Source organism: Marinactinospora endophytica, assembly GCF_054780875.1.
Window position 1 is genome coordinate 54228 of sequence record NZ_BAAGVM010000002.1, and the last position, 16465, is coordinate 70692.

Annotated in this window: 17 protein-coding genes; 7 read left to right on the forward strand and 10 right to left on the reverse strand. The window is 71.8% G+C overall.

Features of this window, described 5'->3' with window-relative positions; translation table 11 throughout:
• Positions 1–5 precede the first annotated feature (5 nt).
• A complete protein-coding gene (locus tag ACYVHU_RS04090; RefSeq protein ID WP_498947554.1) occupies positions 6–611 on the reverse strand; it encodes a hypothetical protein in 606 nt (201 codons plus the stop codon).
• Between the two features lie 9 nt (positions 612–620).
• Positions 621–1238, reverse strand: a complete 618-nt coding sequence (locus ACYVHU_RS04095) for a hypothetical protein (RefSeq protein ID WP_144390242.1) — start codon at positions 1236–1238, stop codon at positions 621–623.
• A gap of 241 nt (positions 1239–1479) precedes the next feature.
• Here ACYVHU_RS04095 and ACYVHU_RS04100 point away from each other — a divergent pair, with 241 nt between their 5' ends.
• The 3 genes from ACYVHU_RS04100 (at position 1480) to ACYVHU_RS04110 (ending at position 5100) form a co-directional block, all read left to right on the forward strand.
• A complete protein-coding gene (locus ACYVHU_RS04100; protein WP_432937870.1) occupies positions 1480–1668 on the forward strand; it encodes a hypothetical protein in 189 nt (62 codons plus the stop codon).
• 57 nt (positions 1669–1725) lie between these two features.
• Entirely contained in the window at positions 1726–1929 is a 204-nt protein-coding gene (locus ACYVHU_RS04105) for a hypothetical protein (protein WP_498947556.1), read from the forward strand.
• 111 nt (positions 1930–2040) lie between these two features.
• Entirely contained in the window at positions 2041–5100 is a 3060-nt protein-coding gene (locus tag ACYVHU_RS04110; protein ID WP_432937876.1) for an AfsR/SARP family transcriptional regulator, read from the forward strand.
• Positions 5101–5161: 61 nt separating this feature from the next.
• Here the strand turns inward: ACYVHU_RS04110 and ACYVHU_RS04115 are convergent, their stop codons facing one another.
• From ACYVHU_RS04115 to ACYVHU_RS04140, 6 genes are all read right to left on the reverse strand, one after another.
• Positions 5162–7525, reverse strand: a complete 2364-nt coding sequence (locus tag ACYVHU_RS04115; protein ID WP_078763591.1) for a bifunctional SulP family inorganic anion transporter/carbonic anhydrase — start codon at positions 7523–7525, stop codon at positions 5162–5164.
• 167 nt (positions 7526–7692) lie between these two features.
• A complete protein-coding gene (locus tag ACYVHU_RS04120; protein ID WP_078763590.1) occupies positions 7693–7929 on the reverse strand; it encodes a hypothetical protein in 237 nt (78 codons plus the stop codon).
• 177 nt (positions 7930–8106) lie between these two features.
• Positions 8107–8526 (reverse strand): STAS domain-containing protein, encoded by a 420-nt coding sequence (locus ACYVHU_RS04125; RefSeq protein ID WP_498947559.1) that lies wholly within the window; start codon positions 8524–8526, stop codon positions 8107–8109.
• Positions 8527–8583: 57 nt separating this feature from the next.
• A complete protein-coding gene (locus tag ACYVHU_RS04130; RefSeq protein WP_078763588.1) occupies positions 8584–8979 on the reverse strand; it encodes an STAS domain-containing protein in 396 nt (131 codons plus the stop codon).
• Positions 8979–9458 (reverse strand): cobalamin B12-binding domain-containing protein, encoded by a 480-nt coding sequence (locus ACYVHU_RS04135; RefSeq protein WP_498947562.1) that lies wholly within the window; start codon positions 9456–9458, stop codon positions 8979–8981. Before ACYVHU_RS04135 ends, ACYVHU_RS04130 begins: the two co-directional genes overlap by 1 nt.
• Positions 9455–11116, reverse strand: coding sequence for a PP2C family protein-serine/threonine phosphatase (locus ACYVHU_RS04140; protein ID WP_498947563.1), 1662 nt, complete (start codon positions 11114–11116; stop codon positions 9455–9457). The genes ACYVHU_RS04135 and ACYVHU_RS04140 overlap by 4 nt, the downstream gene beginning before the upstream one ends.
• Before the next feature lie 279 nt (positions 11117–11395).
• Between ACYVHU_RS04140 and ACYVHU_RS04145 the strand changes: the two genes are divergently transcribed.
• Positions 11396–12124 carry a helix-turn-helix domain-containing protein gene (locus ACYVHU_RS04145; RefSeq protein WP_078763586.1) on the forward strand — a complete coding sequence of 243 codons (729 nt, stop codon included), beginning with the start codon at positions 11396–11398 and terminating at the stop codon, positions 12122–12124.
• On the opposite strand, the gene ACYVHU_RS04150 is transcribed toward ACYVHU_RS04145, so the two are convergent.
• On the reverse strand, positions 12100–12498 hold the full coding sequence (locus ACYVHU_RS04150; RefSeq protein ID WP_078763585.1) for a VOC family protein: 399 nt from the start codon (positions 12496–12498) through the stop codon (positions 12100–12102). The genes ACYVHU_RS04145 and ACYVHU_RS04150 overlap by 25 nt on opposite strands.
• Before the next feature lie 139 nt (positions 12499–12637).
• Here ACYVHU_RS04150 and ACYVHU_RS04155 point away from each other — a divergent pair, with 139 nt between their 5' ends.
• The 3 genes from ACYVHU_RS04155 (at position 12638) to ACYVHU_RS04165 (ending at position 15641) form a co-directional block, all read left to right on the forward strand.
• On the forward strand, positions 12638–13297 hold the full coding sequence (locus ACYVHU_RS04155; RefSeq protein ID WP_078763584.1) for a peptidylprolyl isomerase: 660 nt from the start codon (positions 12638–12640) through the stop codon (positions 13295–13297).
• Positions 13298–13920: 623 nt separating this feature from the next.
• Positions 13921–15027 (forward strand): LLM class flavin-dependent oxidoreductase, encoded by a 1107-nt coding sequence (locus ACYVHU_RS04160; protein ID WP_078763583.1) that lies wholly within the window; start codon positions 13921–13923, stop codon positions 15025–15027.
• Positions 15024–15641: an FMN reductase gene (locus tag ACYVHU_RS04165; RefSeq protein WP_078763582.1), complete on the forward strand. Its 618-nt coding sequence runs from the start codon at positions 15024–15026 to the stop codon at positions 15639–15641. The genes ACYVHU_RS04160 and ACYVHU_RS04165 overlap by 4 nt, the downstream gene beginning before the upstream one ends.
• A gap of 100 nt (positions 15642–15741) precedes the next feature.
• Here the strand turns inward: ACYVHU_RS04165 and ACYVHU_RS04170 are convergent, their stop codons facing one another.
• A complete protein-coding gene (locus ACYVHU_RS04170) occupies positions 15742–16134 on the reverse strand; it encodes an MmcQ/YjbR family DNA-binding protein (RefSeq protein WP_432937896.1) in 393 nt (130 codons plus the stop codon).
• Positions 16135–16465: the final 331 nt, after the last annotated feature.

Below are 16465 nucleotides of genomic sequence, written 5' to 3' on the forward strand. Positions count from 1 at the left end.
GGCGGTCAACGGGGATCGGGGTGGCCGTACTCGACCGGTGGGACGGTGGTCTCGGCGGCGTCGGCGGTCAACCGCCGCAGTTCGGCGGGGGACAGGCCGAGGTCGACGACCGCCTCGGCCGCCAACCGCGTGTCCAGCCCCTCGCTCACGGTCACCCTGAGGACGGCGCGGGTGAGACGCTCCGGCGGAAGCTCGAACACGAACGCCCCCCGGACCGCGATGCCCGGGTCCAACTGGGGGCTCTGGGAGTTCAGCGTGTTCGACAGGCGGGTGACGGCCGAGTGGGTGTAGCCCCCACCGGTCTCCAACAGGACGGGAGAGGCCACGCGCGAACTGGTGGAGGTGGAGGTGAGGACGGCCGGGACGACGACCCAGACCCCGTTCGCGGTCTCCCGCGAGCCCTCCCCGAACAGGTCCTCCTCCACCACCGTGCGGGCGATCCGCACCTCCCCCACCTCGATGGTGAATCCGCGCGCGTCGACGACCTCGCCCGCCTCGCCGGCGTGGGCGATCGGCGCGGTCACGTCCTCGGGGGCGGGCACCAGCTCGTGCGCCGCCGCGACGAGCGCCAGCAGCAGGAGGCTCACGGCCACGGTCGTCGGTCGACGCACGGATCCCCCTCAGTCCAGCCCGGTGGTGACGGCGACCTCGCCGGCGACCTCGTCCGTGGACCACCAGTAGGAGGACTCGTCGGCGAACCCGGGCCGGAACTCGGCCTCCTTCACGGTGACCCGGACCCGCCCGTCCCCGTCGGGGCGGGCCCCTTCCGCCAGCGGCAGCTCCACCAGCACGGTCTCGGGCATCTCCGGTTGCACGTGGGTGAGAAGGTCGGCCGGGGCACGTTCCAACGTGATGCTCCCGTAGCCCTCGGCGCGCGATCCGGACGGTTCCGTGCGCACCTCCAGCATGTCGATGAAGAAGGAGGTGGAGACCGGTTCGTCGGCGTGGGACGTGAGTTCGGCCCGCAGGGTGACCGAGGGGCCGCCGAGGCCGCCGGATCCGGCGGAGGCGATCTCCGCCCCGTGCACGGTGATCGTCAACAGGTCGTTGCGCACGGCGGTACCGGGAGGCAGCGGCACGTCCTCCCGCGCGCGCTCCAGGCCACCGGACAGCCACAGCGCGAACAGCAGCGCGGCGACGGTAAGGGCGAACACGCCGGCCGCGGCAGCGCGCAGCACGGGACTCCGGGGCAGCAGGTCCCCCGGTGACGGTCCGTCTTCGGGCGCGTGGTGGGCCACGGGGGAAGTGTAGGGCGGGAGGGAGGGCGGCGTTCGGCCGCCTTCGCCCGATCCGTGCTGCTTTCGAACGGTGGGAGCCGAGGGGATGTGGATCGAAAGCAGACTGAAAGCGCTCCGGAACCGGCCGTTCCTAGGGTGATAACCACTCTGCGAGACCGGTTTCCGCGGGAGGACGGCCCGCGGGCACCGGTCTGGCGGTCTTCTACGGCCAGGACCTCTTCACGAGCTAGGGAGAACAGCGATGCAGCGGATGCCGGCGGCGGTCCAGGAATGGGTGGACCGGGAGTTCTGGGGGATCGTCGCCGGGCTCGGGGACACGTTCACGGCCAAGCTGCGCCCCTATGGCGATGACCCCGAGCCGCGCGAAGAGGAGCTGGAGCCCTGGGAGCCCGAGTTCGACGGGGACGACGAGGGGATCGAGTGGCCCTAGTTCTCAACTTTTGCGAGGATGGCCGCCATTGTTTCAACTATGCAAGGGGAGTTTCCTATGGGGCGAGCGCTGACCATGGCTCGACGTACTGAGGACGAGTTCCAGAGGATCGTTCGCGCCCTGGACATCCGGGCGAAGATGCGTCCCTACAAGGACGACCCCGACCCTGAGGTGGGGCAGCCTCAGGCCGACCCGACTCCGGGCACGGCGACGCCGGCCCCTGCTCCGGTGCCGCAGCCCGCGGAGAAACCTCAGGGCTGAGCCGAAGGTGGAATAAGACCACCGCATCCACGCTTTTCGGGGAGAGGAGCGTGGATGCGGTTCCTTATAAAGGGCTAAAAGAGCACAAATGGCCTTGCTACAGTGCCGTTTGTGGATTTCGGCGTGCTCGGCCCCATCGCGGCGTGGCAGGACGGGAAATCGGTTCCCGTCGGCGGACCGCGCCAGCGGTGTGTCCTCGGTGTGCTCCTGGTCGAGCTCGGCAAGGAGGTGACGGTCGAGCGGCTGATCGACCTGCTGTGGGACGGCGATCCGCCCCGCACCGCCCGCTCGATCATCCAGGTCCAAGTCTCTCATCTGCGGCGCAGTTTTCCGGGGCTCATCCAGACAACTGCGGGGGGCTACCTCGCGCAGACCGATCCGGACCAGGTCGACCTCCACCGTTTCCGTAATCTGGCCGCTCGGGCACAGGAACGTGGAGTCACCGAGGAGGCCACCGTCCTGTGGGAGGAGGCCCTGGCCTGTTGGCGGGGCCAGCCGTTCTCGGGGACGGGTTCGGAGCTGCTGTGGTACACGGTCTGTCAGCCACTCCTGGAGGAGCGGTGGGCGGCGGTGACGGCCTGGGCGGAGGTCGACTTCGCCCTGGGGAACCACGTCGAGCTCGCGGCACGGCTCACCCCCCTCGTCCGCAAGGACCCGCTGCGCGAACGCCTGCACTTCCTGCTGATCTCGGCGCTGTACCGCTCCGGCCAGCGGTTGACCGCGCTCTCCACGTTCCACGAGGTGCGCAAGGCGCTGGCCGAGGAGCTGGGGGTCGACCCCGGACGTGACGTCATGGAGCTCTATGAGCGGATGCTCCACGACCACGACACCGATTCCGTCGCGGAGGCCGCGAGGGAGGAGCCGCCAGAGACCGCCTCTCCTCCTGCTAAGGCCGAGACGGTCTCCCCGGGACTTTCGGATGGGCAGTCAGCACATAACGACCTGCCACGCAATGACCTGCCTCGCGACATTCCCGACTTCACCGGACGTGAGGCCGATCTGGACCGCATCCTGGAGATCGGCGCCCGCGGTGAGGAACGCGCCGAGGTCTGCGTCATCACCGGGCCCGGTGGCACGGGCAAGACGACCCTGGCCATCCACGCGGCCCATCGGCTGGCCGATCGCTATCCCGACGCGCAGCTCTTCGTCGACCTCTACGGGCACACCGTGGACCAGGAGCCGGTCACGGCGCGGACGGCGTTGGCGAGCCTGCTGCGCGCGATCGGTGTGGCCCCCGGGGCGATCCCCGACGACACCGACGAACGAGCCGCCCTGTGGCGCGCCTCGCTGGCGGGCAAACGGGTCCTGGTGGTCCTCGACAACGCCGCCACCTCTCGTCAGGTCCTTCCCCTGCTGTCGGCCGCGGCGGGCTCGCTGACGATCGTCACCAGCCGGCACGACCTCGCCGGCCTCAGCGGCACCCGTTACGTCGCGCTGGGCATGCTCGACACCGAGACGTCGGTGGACCTCCTCACCGCGGTTCTCGGAGTGGAGCGTGTCGGCCGGGAGCCGGACGCCGTCCGCAGGGTTGTCGCCCTGTGCGGTGGACTACCGTTGGCCCTGCGCATCGTCGCGGGTCGGATGCTCAGCCGGCCCCGGTGGACGTTTCGGCATGTCGAGGAGCGGCTGGGGCAGCAGCATCGTCGGTTCCACGAGCTTCGTATCGAGGGGCAGAGCGTCGAGGCGGTCTTCGAACTGTCCTTCCAGAGTCTCAACGCCGAGCAGCGGGAGACCTTCCTGCGGCTTGGTCTGATGATCGGCGGAAGCGTGGACCTCTACGGCGCCGCCGCGCTGATCGACCGGGATCCCCCCGACGCCGACGACCTCATCCAGGAACTGGTCAGCGTCTGCCTCGTCGACGAGCAAGGGGTGGACCTCTACCGCTTCCACGATCTGATCGGCGCCTACGCCCGGCACCGTGCGTTCCAGGAGCTGGACGAGGAGGAGATCGCGGAGAGCCGGCGCCGGCTCGGCGCCTACTATCTGCGTGCCGCTCAGCGCGCCACCGAATGGCTGGGGCCGCGCGCCCATGACTACGTGGTGGAGGAGCCGGCCGACTCCAGGTACCGCGAAGAGTGGCGTAGTCAGACTGAGGCCCTCGAGTGGTTCGACAAGCATCGGGAGAACCTCGCCTCCATGGTCGGCTACTACGCGGAGAGCCGGCAGGGGCGCAACGCCTGGCAGTTGGCCCACGCGCTCTGGCGTTTCTACGCCCGGTATGGGCAGACCGAGCTGTGGCTGAGCACCCACGAGCAGGCGCTCGACGCGAGCAGGGCCGACGACGACGACATGGGAAGCGCCGTCACCCTGGTCGGTCTCGGCATCGCGCACTGCCTGTCCGGACGTCTCGACTCCGCTCTGGCCTTGTTGGAGGAAGCGCGGGAGATCTTCGTTCGCCTCGGGGACGAATCAGGTGTGATCCGTGTGGTCGCCAATCTCGCGGTCGTCTACGAACGGATGGGACGTTACGAAAAGTCCGCGGCAGCCCTTAGCCGGACCGTGGATTACGCCGTCTCGACGCAAGACCGCGCGCTGGAAGCGATCCAGCGGACCAACCTCGGGGTCCTCCACCAGGCCATGGGCAACTTCGACGAGGCCGTCCGTCAATGCGAGGCCGTGCTGCGGATCGCGGACGGCGCCTCTACCAGCGACCAGGCCGTGGCGCTGCGCACCCTGGGCGAGGTCAACACCAGGCGGGGCGACTACGCGACAGCGCGGGAGCAGCTGGAGAGGGCCCTGCGGTTCTTCCTGGACAGCAGCGACACCACCGGGGAGATCTACACCCGTAACAACCTTGGCTGCGTGCTGCGGGAGACCGGGGACATCGAGGGTGCGCTCGCCGCACACCGGCTCGCGTTGGAGCTCGGGGAGAAGACCGCGCAGCGCAGCGCCGAAGCCGAGGTCCTTAACGACCTCGCCGTCACCTACGCTCGCGCCGGGCGGTACGCCGAGGCGCGTTCCTCGCACGAGGAGGCCCTCGACCTGGCCAGGGACCGCAACGAGCGTTACGCCGAGGCCAAGGCACTGGCCGGGCTGGCCGCGCTCCCCGCGAGCACGGTCCCCGCGGACGAGGCGCGTTCCCTGCTCTCCGAGGCCGCCGAGATCTTCGCCGAACTGGGCGTCCCCGAGGCCCAGGAGGCGGCCGGGGAGCTGAAGCGCAGGGAGGGCTGACGGGGGTGTCGACGGGGGCGGGGGCCCGGTGCCTCTCCCTCCCGGGCCCCCGCCCGCGTGGTCAGTGCTCGCCGACGCCGGCGGGCGGATGGCTCCCGGCGTCCGTCTCCGGGGAGGCGGCCGGGTCCGAGCCGGCCGGCGGGGCCGGACGGGCCGGCCCGCCCTCGGCTCCGACGCCCACCGGCCCCTCGCCGGCGGGCAGGAACAGCCCCGACTCCCGGTCCAGGACGTGGACCTGCGCGGTGAGGATGTCGTAGTAGAGGCCGACGAGTTCGAGCTCGCCGGCCGCCACCCGTCCGCGCACCAACGGGTAGGTCATGAGGTTGTCGAGCTGCCGGACGACGTTCCCGCGGCTGGCGCGGTTCCAGGCGGCCTCGTGGGTCTCGCCGGGAGCGACGGGCTGCGATCCGGCCTGGCAGCCGCCCAGGGCCAGCCACGTCCGCACGCCGGGAGACACCGCTTCGGGGTCCTTCAGAACGGCCTCGGCGGCGCCGCAGCGCGAGTGCCCGCACACCGCGATCGAGCGCACCCCGAGCACGCCGATCGCGTATTCGAGGGTGCCCAGGGTCCCCGCCTCGGCCTCCCCGGCGCGGTAGGCGGGGACGATGTTTCCGACGTTGCGGATCGTGAACAGGTCCCCTGGCCCGCTCGCGGTGAACAGGTTGGGCACGATGCGCGAATCGGCGCAGGCGATGAGCAGGGTGTGGGGGCGTTGCGCGGTCGACAGCTCGGCCATGACCGGGCGTAGCCGCGGTGCGACGGCCATGTGGTAGTCGCGCGCCCCGGAGAGCAGCAGTGACGTCGAGGAGTCGGCCGTCCCGGCCTCGGGGGCACGTCCGTGGCCGCGCGGCCGCAGCCAGTGCCGCATCGGCGGGACCGGTGTCTTGCGGTTCGGGAGCGAGCCGCTGACCCCGCCCTCGTACCAGTCCTCGTGGAGTTCGTCGATGTCGACGCGCCCGCCGCCGCGCTCGTGCGCGACCCGCCAGGAGTGGATGGCGTCGAACGCGGCGTTGTCCATGAAGTCGACGTGCAGGTCGAGGTCGACGTCGGTGCCCGGGGGGATCTTCGACAGGACGCCCGAGACCCGGGGCACCGCGAGGAAGGTCAGGGACCCCTCGATGACGACGTGGTGGCGCCGGCCCACGGAGCGGGTGCGCACGGTGGTGCGGGTCAGCCGGCGCAGCGCGGCCACGAAGGCCAGGACCAGACCGATGATCACGCCCTCGACCAGGCCGAGGAACACCACGCTGAGAAGCGTGACGATGTAGACGTGCCGTTCACGGTGGGCGCGCAGCCCCCGGATGTGGGCGATGTCGACCATTTTCATGCCGGTGAAGACCAGCAGGCCGGCCAGCGCCGCCATGGGGATGAACTCGATGATCGAGGACAGGGTGATGACGAACAGGAGGATCCACGCCCCGTGCAGGAAGGCCGAGACGGGGGTGCGGGCGCCCGCCTGCACGTTGGTGGTGCTGCGGACGATCACGCCCGCCACGGGGAGGCCGCCGAGCAGGCCCGAAACCGTGTTGGCGGCGCCCTGGCCGACCAGTTCGCGGTCGAGCCGGGCGCGGCGACCGTCGTGCAGGCGGTCGACGGCGACCGCGCAGAGCAGTGATTCGACGCTGGCGACGAGCGCGATCGTCGCGACGCCCGCGGCGACACCGGCGTAGTTCCCCTCGGGGAGCGTCGGGGCCAGTCCCAGGCCCTCCGACAGCGCGGGCAGCGACACCCGCTCGACGTCGAGGTCGAACGCCAGGCTCACCGCGGTGGCGGCCGTGATCGCGGCCAGGGGGCCGGGGACACGGCGTAGCGGGAGCCAGGGGAGGAGGGGCATCCGGCCCCAGGCCAGGAGCAGGGCTACGGTCACCAGGCCCACGGCGACCGAGGCCGTGTGGTTGTGCAGGAGCTGACCGGGGAGCTCGCGCAGGTTGACGATGGGGGAGCTCTCGGCGGCGCCGCCCAGGACGACGTGGATCTGGGCGAGGGTGATGGTGACGCCGACGCCCGCCAGCATCCCGTGGACGACCGCGGGGGAGACGGCGAGTGCCGCCCGCGCGATGCGCAGCGCCCCCAGCAGTATCTGGACGACGCCGGCGAGCGCGGTGATCAGGCAGGTGGTGGCCCAGCCGTGGGCGGCCACCAGTTCGGCGACGATGATGGTCAGTCCCGCGGCCGGTCCGCTGACCTGCACCATCGACCCGCCGAACAGGGCGGCCAGCATGCCGCCGACCGCGGCGGCGATGAGGCCGGCCACAAGGGGCGCGTCCGAGGCGACGGCGATGCCCAGCGACAACGGGACCGCGACCAGGAACACCACGAAGGAGGCCGGGAGGTCGTGGCGGAGGTGCCCGCCCAGACGCTCGCGGAGGCCCGGCGGCGCGTGGCCGCCCACGTGATAGGCGCGTGTCTCTTCGGCGATTCGCATGACACTCCACATAGATGAGGAAACGGAGGAAGTCGCGACTCTGTGTTATCGAGCGCTTCCGCTGTGTTTCAGTGTGGAGTGTTCCCGTGACACTGTGTGGCGATAACGCGCAGTTGCCGAAAGGTTACCCTTCGATTGGCGCGCTTGTCAAATGGGAGTGGTGGAGATCACAACCGATGGCGTCGCTGCGGCTCGGAGGCGACGCTGCGTAGCCGGGTCACCGGCCGTACCAACACCGCGCCGCTCTCCTCCCGAGGTTCGGGGACGCCCGCGGCGGCGATGTCGGCCAGGACACGGCCCAGGCCACCGGGGATGAGTTCCTCGCGTTCCATCACGTCCAATACGCCGTCCAGTAGCTCGCCGTCGTCCAACTCGGCCCAGTCGATGTCGCTTCGCTCGCCCATCGGTCTGCTCCTCCGGGTCCGCGGGCTTGTCGTGTCCGCTCCCACCACTTCGGTGGGACCGGTCCGGGGAGTGGGCGGGGAGGGACACCCGGTCCGGACAGGAGCATCCGTTCCCGGTCGGCGGAGAGCAAACATCCCTGCCCCCTGAAAGCGTGGTGGAGAGGAGTGTGGAGAAGCCTACGCGGGGCCGCGCCGAGTCGTGTCCGCGACGTGGGAACCGCAGGCGGGAGCGGGAGACGAGGGGGCGCCGGGGGCGCTTGCCAGGGCCTCGTGCAACGTGGTGTGCAATCGGAAAATGAAGTCGGCCCCGGCCAGTTCGAAGACGCGCCGAACGGTCGGATGCGGCACGACGACGTCCAGCAGGACCCCGGCCTCCTCCGCGGGGCCGCGCACCCGCAACAGGATGGCCAGACCGCTGGAGTCGCAGAACGTGCACCCCGACATGTCCACCACCAGACGTTCGGGGCGCTCCTCCAGCAGAGCGAGCGCCTGCTCGGTGGCCGCGTCCCTGACGTAGTAGTCGACCTCCACCGGCATCTCGATGACGACGGCGGTACCGATCCGGTGGACCGGAAGCGCTTTGTCCTCGGGGTTCACGTCTTCTCCAGTACGGGGCGGGGGATGGGGACACACGGCACGGCCGGGGAGGACGCGCTAGGGCGACGGTGACGAGGGGCCCGCGGCCGTGGAGACGTCGGAGCCGGGAGAGGCGGCGGGGGCGCCGCCGGCCAGGGAACAGGACAGGATCCGATTCAGCCCAGTGATGGACATGATCCTGCCCAACCGATCCGAGACGCCCGTGATGTGCAGTTCGGCGCCGGCCGCCCGTGTGCTGTTGTGCGCGTGCAACAGCCCCGACAGCCCCGAGGAGTCGCACAGGTCGACGCCCGACAGGTCGATCGACAGGGAACGGACGCCCGCGGCCAGCAGGTCGCCGACACACTCCCTCAGCTCGTCCACCGTCTCGTGGTCGAGGTCCCCGACACACCACAGGCGCACGTTCCCGGCCGCTCGGACGACCTGGATCTCCAGAGGCGTTCCGGCCGACATCACGCCCCCTCCCCGGCCGGTGTGGCGGAATCGTCGGCGCCGGCCCCCACCGCGTCCGCCCCCGCCATGAGCAGGGCGGACGATCGGGGGAAGTCGGCGAGCCGGTCACGTAGGCCCTCCAGGCCGGCGACCAGGCGTGAGGACAGCGCGTGCCACTCGCCCTCCACGCAGGCGACCGTGATCCTGCCCCGGTGGGGGCGGGGTGGGGCCTGTTCCGTGACGGCGGCCACCGCGCGCTCGCTGATCGCGGTCGCCGCGTGCTCGCGGGCGACGTCCCACTGGCCGCTCGCCCACAGCTCCCCCACCCGGCGTTGGGCCGGCGCGACCACGTCCAGCAGCAGCCGCTCGGCCGCGATGCCGCGGGTCGCCGCCCCCGTCAGCAGGCCGACGGCCGCCGGCTCGTCACCCTCCGCCAGGTGGCCGAGGAACGGTTCGAGATATCCGGGCGCGCCGAGCCCGGGATCGACCGTCAGGGTCATTCGTGCCGTTCCTCTCCATTCGGGGGGCGCGCGAGGCTCAGACGGGCGCGTTCGGGGGACTGCACCGCGAGCAGCGCGATGTCGTCGTGCTCGTTGCCGCGCAGCCAGTCGCCGATGACCTGTTCGAGACGTTCGACGAGCGCGTGGGCCGGCATGCCGACGCAGGTGGCGAGCGCGGCGCGGAGCCGCTCCTCGCCGTAGAACTCCCGCCCCATCGGGCCGCCCCGCGCCTCGGTCGCGCCGTCGCTGTAGAGCAGGCAGGTCTCACCCGCGGCGAGCACGATGTCGGTGACGTCGACGCGGATGTCGGCCACCGCGCCGATCATCATTCCGCGCAGCCCGACCTCCTCGACCCGGCCGTCGCGGCGCAGGATCAGGGGCGGGGGGTGTCCGCCCGAGGCGATGCGCATATGGACGCGCCCGTGCTCGGCCGGGGCGACGTCGGCCAGGACCATCGTGGTGAAACGTTCGCGCACGGGCGGCAGCATCGCCTGGTTGAGCAGGGCCAGCAGACGCTCGGGGGAGCGTTCCAGCAACCGCAGCGTGCGCAGGCTCTGGCGCACTTTGCCGGTGAGCACGGCGGCGTGGGCGCCCTTGCCGCACACATCGCCCAGGGCGACCATGGCGGTGCTACCGGGGCCCTCGGAGGGGAAGACGTCGTAGAAGTCACCACCGACCCGTAGCGCGTCGCGGGCGGGCCAGTAGGAGGCGCCGATGCGCACCCCGTCGATCCGCGGGTCCTGTGGGGGGAGCAGGTGGTTCTGGAGCGCGTCGGCGGTCTCCAGCTGTTCGCGGTACAACGCCGCCGCGGAGATCGCTGCGCCCGCGCGCGCGGCGAACACCCGCGTCAGCAGTTCCTCGTCCTCGTCGAAGGGGGACCGGTCGGCGCGGCGGGCCAGTACGAGCGCGCCGGCGGCCACGCCGTTGCCGGGGAGGGGGACGACCAGGAGCGCCCCCGGTTCGCCGAACCCCTCGGGGAGCAGCCAGGATGGCGCCTGCGCGGGGTCGAGCCAGCGGCTGGGCACCGGGGGGAAACCGGCCAGGGCCTCGCCGAGTCCGGGAACCTCGGCCACGCGTGCCGTCGTGGTGACGTCCTCGTGGACACCGGGCTCGCCGCCGACAGCGCGGATCCAGGGGATCCGGCGCCGTTCGGGGGGCAGCACCACGACCGCCATGTCGGCGATCGCCCCGGCGGCGAGTTCGGCCGTCGTGACGGCGCAGCGCCGCAGGTTGAGCGAGGCCGAGAGCCGACTGCCCGCGGTGGCGAGGAAATCGGCCGGGGAGGGGCCGGGAGGGGGACGCTGGGTGGTGATCTCGGAGAGGCACCAGGCGATCCGGCCGTCGTCGACCTCGTGCCGGCGTCCGCGCAGTTCCCGGCCGTGGTGGAGGCCGTGGAAGTAGCCGGAGCCCGCGGTCGCGGCGTCACCGAGGGGACCGGTGTGGGGCTGTTCGACGGTCTGGCCGGCCCGAAGGCCGGGAACCAGGTCGTGGGCGGCGTCGGTGACGAGTTCGACGACACCGTCGGCGGAGCAGAGGACGACCGCGTCCCCCAGCTCGTCCAGGAGGGCGCGCACCGCGCCGAATCCGAGGTGTCCGTCGGGAGCGGTCCAGGCGGTCGGACCCGGCGGTCCTGAGGAGGCCGTGTGCTTTCCGGTCACTGCGTCGTCCGGGGCTTACGGGGGGATCGGGGACGTTTCGCCTGTGGAAGCGATTGGCCCGCGCGGCTTTGCCCCATATGTCCTACTCCTCTGCGACCTTCTCCCCGGCGGGTCGCTCTCCAGAAGGAGCGTGCCCTCAAGGTCCAGCGGAAAACGATCCCGGACTTCACTGCCACGGTCGCCGCGCCGCCAAACATCAAGATCCCGTCCCGCGTCCTCCGAACGACGGGCGCGCGCCCGACGCCGCCCCGCGGGAGAGGCCGCTGCGAGACTGGGGACATGTACCGGGAGAGAGCATCACGCCTGTCCGAGGTGGTGGCGTGGCAGGGCCGGGCACCCGACGACGGCTCCACACCGACGGTCCTGCCCGACGGGTGCACCGACCTCATCTGGAACGACGGCGGCCTGCTGGTGGCCGGACCGGACACCGGCGCCCACCCCGCCCAGGGACGGCCGGGAAGCCGCTATGTGGGGCTGCGCTTTCCCCCGGGGATGGGACCGGTGGTCTTCGGGGTGGCGGCGCGCGAACTACGCGACCTGCGGGTCCCCCTGGCCGACCTGTGGCCACGGGCGGAGGTCGAACGCCTCACGGAGGCGACCGCCGGCGCCGCCGACCCCCTCGCGGCATTGGAGGGGATCGCGGCCGGACGGTTGCGCCGGAACGGACCCGTCGACCCCTCGCTCCGCGCGGTCGCGCGGCACCTCGCCCTCGGCCGGACGGTCACCGCCACGGCCGAGGCCGTCGGGCTCGGCCAGCGCAGCCTCCACCGCCGTTGCCTGGAGGCGTTCGGCTACGGTCCCAAGACCCTCGCCCGCATCCTGCGGATGAACCGGGCCCTGGACGCGGCCAGGGCCGGTGTGCCCCTCGGCGAGGTGGCGGCGACAGCGGGCTACGCCGACCAACCCCACATGTCCCGTGAGGTGAGGGCGTTGACGGGACGATCGATAGGCCGGCTCGTGGGCGGGCGGGCCGGGGGTTCCGCTCATCCCTCGGGCAGCGGGGCGTAGAGGTCGACGCCGTTGCCATCGGGGTCGTGGACCACCGCGTAGCGCTGTCCCCACACGGCGTCCCACGGTTCCCGGTGTCCGTGATAGCCGGCACCGACCAGATCGGCGTAGACGCAGTCCACCTCCTCCGGATCGGCGCAGGCGAACGCCAGCGCGGCACCGGGTCCTCCCGAGGGCGGCCTCCAATCGGGGTCGAAGGAGCGGATGGTCTCGGCGGTGTCCCACATCAACCGCAGGCCGCCGGGCAGCACCACCTCGGCGTGGGGGGCGGTGTCGGCCGAGGCCGGGATCTCCAGACCGAGCCGGCGGTAGAAGGCCAGCGTCTTGCCCATGTCGGCCGCGACGAGGCCGACCGCGTTGAGTACGGGTTTCATGGGACCGACGTTAGGACGAAAGGCCCGCGCCGTCTTGAACGGAACGGACACCGGGGGACGGGAGGGACCGCGCGCCCGGGGCGCGCCACCGGGCCCTAGCCTGAGGGGGTACGCGCACGAACCCCTGAGAGGTACCCCGATGAACCGTTTCGCCAGGACTGCGGCCGGCGGGCTGCTCGGTGGCGCACTCCTCGCGACGGCGGCCTGCGCTGGCTCCGCCCCGTCGTCTCCGTCGTCTCCCCAGGACGACGCGGCGTCGTCACCGGCCGCCGAGGTGGACGTCTCCGACGTCGAAGGCGCGACGCTGGCCACCAGCAAGGGGGACATCGAGGTCGTGCTCTTCCCCGACCAGGCACCCCAGACCGTCGCCAACTTCGTCCAGCTCGCCGAGGGCGACAAGGTCGCCAACCCCCGCACCGGCAAGGACGAGTTCTACGACGGGACGATCTTCCACCGCGTCATCCCCGACTTCATGATCCAGGGCGGTGACCCCGAGGGCACGGGAACCGGTGGACCCGGTTACGCCTTCGAGGACGAGATCGTCGCCGACCTCACCTTCGACGCCCCGGGGAAGCTGGCCATGGCCAACTCGGGTCCCGACACCAACGGATCGCAGTTCTTCATCACCTCGGCGGCGACGCCGTGGTTGGACGGAGCCCACACGATCTTCGGCGAGGTCGCCGATGACGAGAGCAACGAGGTGGTGGCCGCGATCTCCGCGGTCGAGACCGATCCGGCCGACCGGCCGGTCGAGGACGTCGTCTTGGAGTCGGTCACCATCCACCGCGCCGGCGACTGAGCCCGGGGCCCGGCCGGCCGTAACGCGCCTTCCGCCGTGCTCCGCCGCGTGGGCCGGGTTCGCGCCGTCGCGGCCGTCCCCGCCGAGCGTCCTCGGTGGTCGCCCGGGTCCGGGGGGCGCCGGCCGTCTTCGGGGCGCGGGACCCGCCCCCTATGGGCCTTCCGCGCCAGGGGTGCAGGGCGGTTTCCCGCGTGCTCGCGGGCCGGCGTGCCCCGGCGGCGAGGCCGGCAGGGGCCGGCCTCGCCGTGTTCTCCCGGGAGGGACGCGCCGGGCCGGCCCGCTCGTCGCCGTCGGCGCGGGGAAGGCGCACCAGGGGCGCGGTGTCTCCGGGGGAGGTGCCGAGGGGCGTCCTCCCCTCGCCGATCACGTCCGTCCGTCGTTCCCGCACCGCTCACGGGGACGGGGTCGGCCCGCTGACGACAGAAGCGGGGTGAGCGGAATCCCTCGGGGGCACCACGTGCGGCGGACGCCGAGGCCCGCGGGCGTTCACCGGCTCCGGGCTGGAGAAGGCCCTTTGAGCGGGCGGCGCATCCGAAGCGACCTGGCGGAATGGAACCGGGGCGAGATATGTTCTGGGGAAGTAGTTGAAAAAGCAACTAAAGCAGGCAGGTTCGGAGGGCGCTATGCAGTTCGGGATCTTCACGGTCGGCGACGTCACGACCGATCCCACGACGGGACGCACGCCGTCCGAGGCCGAGCGGATCAAGGCGATGGTCGCGATCGCGCTGAAGGCCGAGGAGGTCGGCCTGGACGTGTTCGCCACCGGCGAGCACCACAACCCTCCGTTCGTGCCCTCCTCGCCCACCACCATGCTCGGCTACATCGCCGCGCGCACCGAGCGGCTCATCCTGTCCACCGCGACCACCCTGATCACCACCAACGACCCGGTCAAGATCGCCGAGGACTACGCCATGCTCCAGCACCTGGCCGACGGCCGGGTGGACCTGGTGCTGGGCCGCGGCAACACCGGGCCGGTCTACCCCTGGTTCGGCCAGGACATCCGCCAGGGCATCCCGCTGGCCGTCGAGAACTACCACCTGCTGCACCGGTTGTGGCGCGAGGACGTCGTCGACTGGGAGGGGCGCTTCCGCACCCCGCTCCAGGGCTTCACCTCCACCCCGCGGCCCCTCGACGGCGTCCCGCCGTTCGTGTGGCACGGTTCCATCCGCAGCCCCGAGATCGCCGAACAGGCCGCCTACTACGGTGACGGCTTCTTCGCCAACAACATCTTCTGGCCCAAGGAGCACTACATCCGCCTGATCAACCTGTACCGCAGGCGCTTCGAGCACTACGGTCACGGGACCGCCGACGAGGCCATCGTCGGCCTGGGCGGACAGGTGTTCATGCGCAAGAACTCCCAGGACGCGGTGCGGGAGTTCCGGCCCTACTTCGACAACGCCCCCGTGTACGGCCACGGGCCGTCGCTGGAGGAGTTCACCGAGCAGACGCCGCTGACCGTGGGCAGCCCCCAGCAGGTCATCGACCGCACCCTGAAGTTCCGCGAGTACTTCGGCGACTACCAGCGCCAGCTCTTCCTCATGGACCACGCGGGCCTGCCGCTCAAGACCGTCCTGGAACAGCTCGACATCCTCGGCGAGGAGGTCGTGCCGGTCCTGCGCAAGGAGTTCGCCGCGCGGCGCCCCGCCGGCGTTCCCGACGCGCCCACCCACGCGAGCCTGCGGGAGGCCGCCGCCCGCACCGCCACCGACACCGCGAAGGAGCAACGATGACCCGGACCAGGATCGCCGTCGTCTCCGCCGGCCTGAGCGTGCCGTCCTCCACGCGGCTGCTCGCCGACCGGCTGGCCGAGGCCGCACAGCGCTCCCTGCGGGAGCGCGGCGCCGATCCGGTCGTGGACGTGATCGAACTGCGCGACCACGCCCGCGACCTCGCCAACAACCTGCTCACCGGCTTTCCCGCCGGAGAGCTCAAGACCGCGCTGGACACGGTCGTCACCGCTGACGGGCTCATCGCGGTCACCCCGGTGTTCAACGCCTCCTACAGCGGGCTGTTCAAGACGTTCTTCGACGTCGTCGAGGCGGACGCGCTGTCGGGCATGCCCGTCCTGCTCGGGGCCACCGGCGGATCGGCCCGGCACTCCCTCGTGCTGGAGCACGCGATGCGCCCCATGTTCGCCTACCTGCGCTCCATCGTCGTGCCGACCGCCGTCTACGCGGCGTCGGAGGACTGGGGCGGCGCGGGCGACGCGAGCGGCGGGCTCGCCGACCGGATCGACCGCGCCGCAGGGGAGCTCGCCGGCCTGGCCGTCGGCTCCGGCCGGTCGTCCCGGCCCGACCCCTACGACGAGCCGACGCCGTTCCTCGACCTCCTCGGCGGGAACTGACCCCTCCGCCCCCGCCCGCGCGGGGGGCGGCGTCCGGCCACGGTCGCGGAGAGGAGCCCGCCGGACCACGAAGGGCGTGGACCGTCTCCCCGGTGCCCGATCAGGAGGGGAGCGGGGGCGTGTCCTCGCCCAGGAGCGCGGTCAGCCGTTCCCGGTCGGCCTTGCGCAGCTTCGCCACGACCTGCAGGTAGGAGTGCCTGAGCATCTCCAGCAGCTCGTCGTCGGGAACCGTGCCGTCGAGGACGACGGTGTTCCAGTGCCGCTTGTCCAGGTGGTAGCCGGGGAGCACGGCCGGGAACTCGGCGCGCAGCTCCAGGGCCAGCGAGGGCTCGCACTTGAGCGTCACCCGGGCGGGACGGTCCTCGTCGGAGTCGCTGAGCAGGGCGAACATCCGCTCCGCGGTCTTGTAGACGAGCGCTCCCGGACCGAACGGCTCGGTCTCGACGGCCTCGGGAAACCACAGCGCGGCGTCCATGAACTGCTGCGGGGTCATGGGAGTCGTCCTCCTCGGACTACCTGCGCCCAACGGCGCCATCGGTGATCCGGCCCATCCTGGCACCCGGCTGTGACGTTTCGGCCCCGTGAGGCGCGCGGAACGTCGCGTGCTGTCCAGCGGGAGACCGCCGGACGGCCGCACCACTGGGCACCGAGAGGGCTCACCGGTGACCGGGCGGGCCGGCGACGGCCACGCCCCCTCCACGTCCCGTGCCGGACGACGCCGTGCCGGTGCCGGAGGACCTCACCTCCCGGCGGGAGACGACCCGCCTTCCGCGCTCCCCCGCGAACGCCCGTCGCCCGGCCGAGGACGGTGACCGCGGGCAGGG

Bases quoted from the DNA above. Each gene is read 5' to 3' on its own strand.
- ACYVHU_RS04105 (WP_498947556.1), top strand. From the start codon at position 1,726: ATGGGGCGAGCGCTGACCATGGCTCGACGTACTGAGGACGAGTTCCAG.
- ACYVHU_RS04135 (WP_498947562.1), bottom strand. From the start codon at position 9,458: ATGACCCTGACGGTCGATCCCGGGCTCGGCGCGCCCGGATATCTCGAA.
- ACYVHU_RS04170 (WP_432937896.1), bottom strand. From the start codon at position 16,134: ATGACCCCGCAGCAGTTCATGGACGCCGCGCTGTGGTTTCCCGAGGCC.
- ACYVHU_RS04145 (WP_078763586.1), top strand. From the start codon at position 11,396: ATGTACCGGGAGAGAGCATCACGCCTGTCCGAGGTGGTGGCGTGGCAG.
- ACYVHU_RS04120 (WP_078763590.1), bottom strand. From the start codon at position 7,929: ATGGGCGAGCGAAGCGACATCGACTGGGCCGAGTTGGACGACGGCGAG.
- ACYVHU_RS04150 (WP_078763585.1), bottom strand. From the start codon at position 12,498: ATGAAACCCGTACTCAACGCGGTCGGCCTCGTCGCGGCCGACATGGGC.
- ACYVHU_RS04155 (WP_078763584.1), top strand. From the start codon at position 12,638: ATGAACCGTTTCGCCAGGACTGCGGCCGGCGGGCTGCTCGGTGGCGCA.
- ACYVHU_RS04165 (WP_078763582.1), top strand. From the start codon at position 15,024: ATGACCCGGACCAGGATCGCCGTCGTCTCCGCCGGCCTGAGCGTGCCG.
- ACYVHU_RS04115 (WP_078763591.1), bottom strand. From the start codon at position 7,525: ATGCGAATCGCCGAAGAGACACGCGCCTATCACGTGGGCGGCCACGCG.
- ACYVHU_RS04130 (WP_078763588.1), bottom strand. From the start codon at position 8,979: ATGTCGGCCGGAACGCCTCTGGAGATCCAGGTCGTCCGAGCGGCCGGG.
- ACYVHU_RS04160 (WP_078763583.1), top strand. From the start codon at position 13,921: ATGCAGTTCGGGATCTTCACGGTCGGCGACGTCACGACCGATCCCACG.
- ACYVHU_RS04100 (WP_432937870.1), top strand. From the start codon at position 1,480: ATGCAGCGGATGCCGGCGGCGGTCCAGGAATGGGTGGACCGGGAGTTC.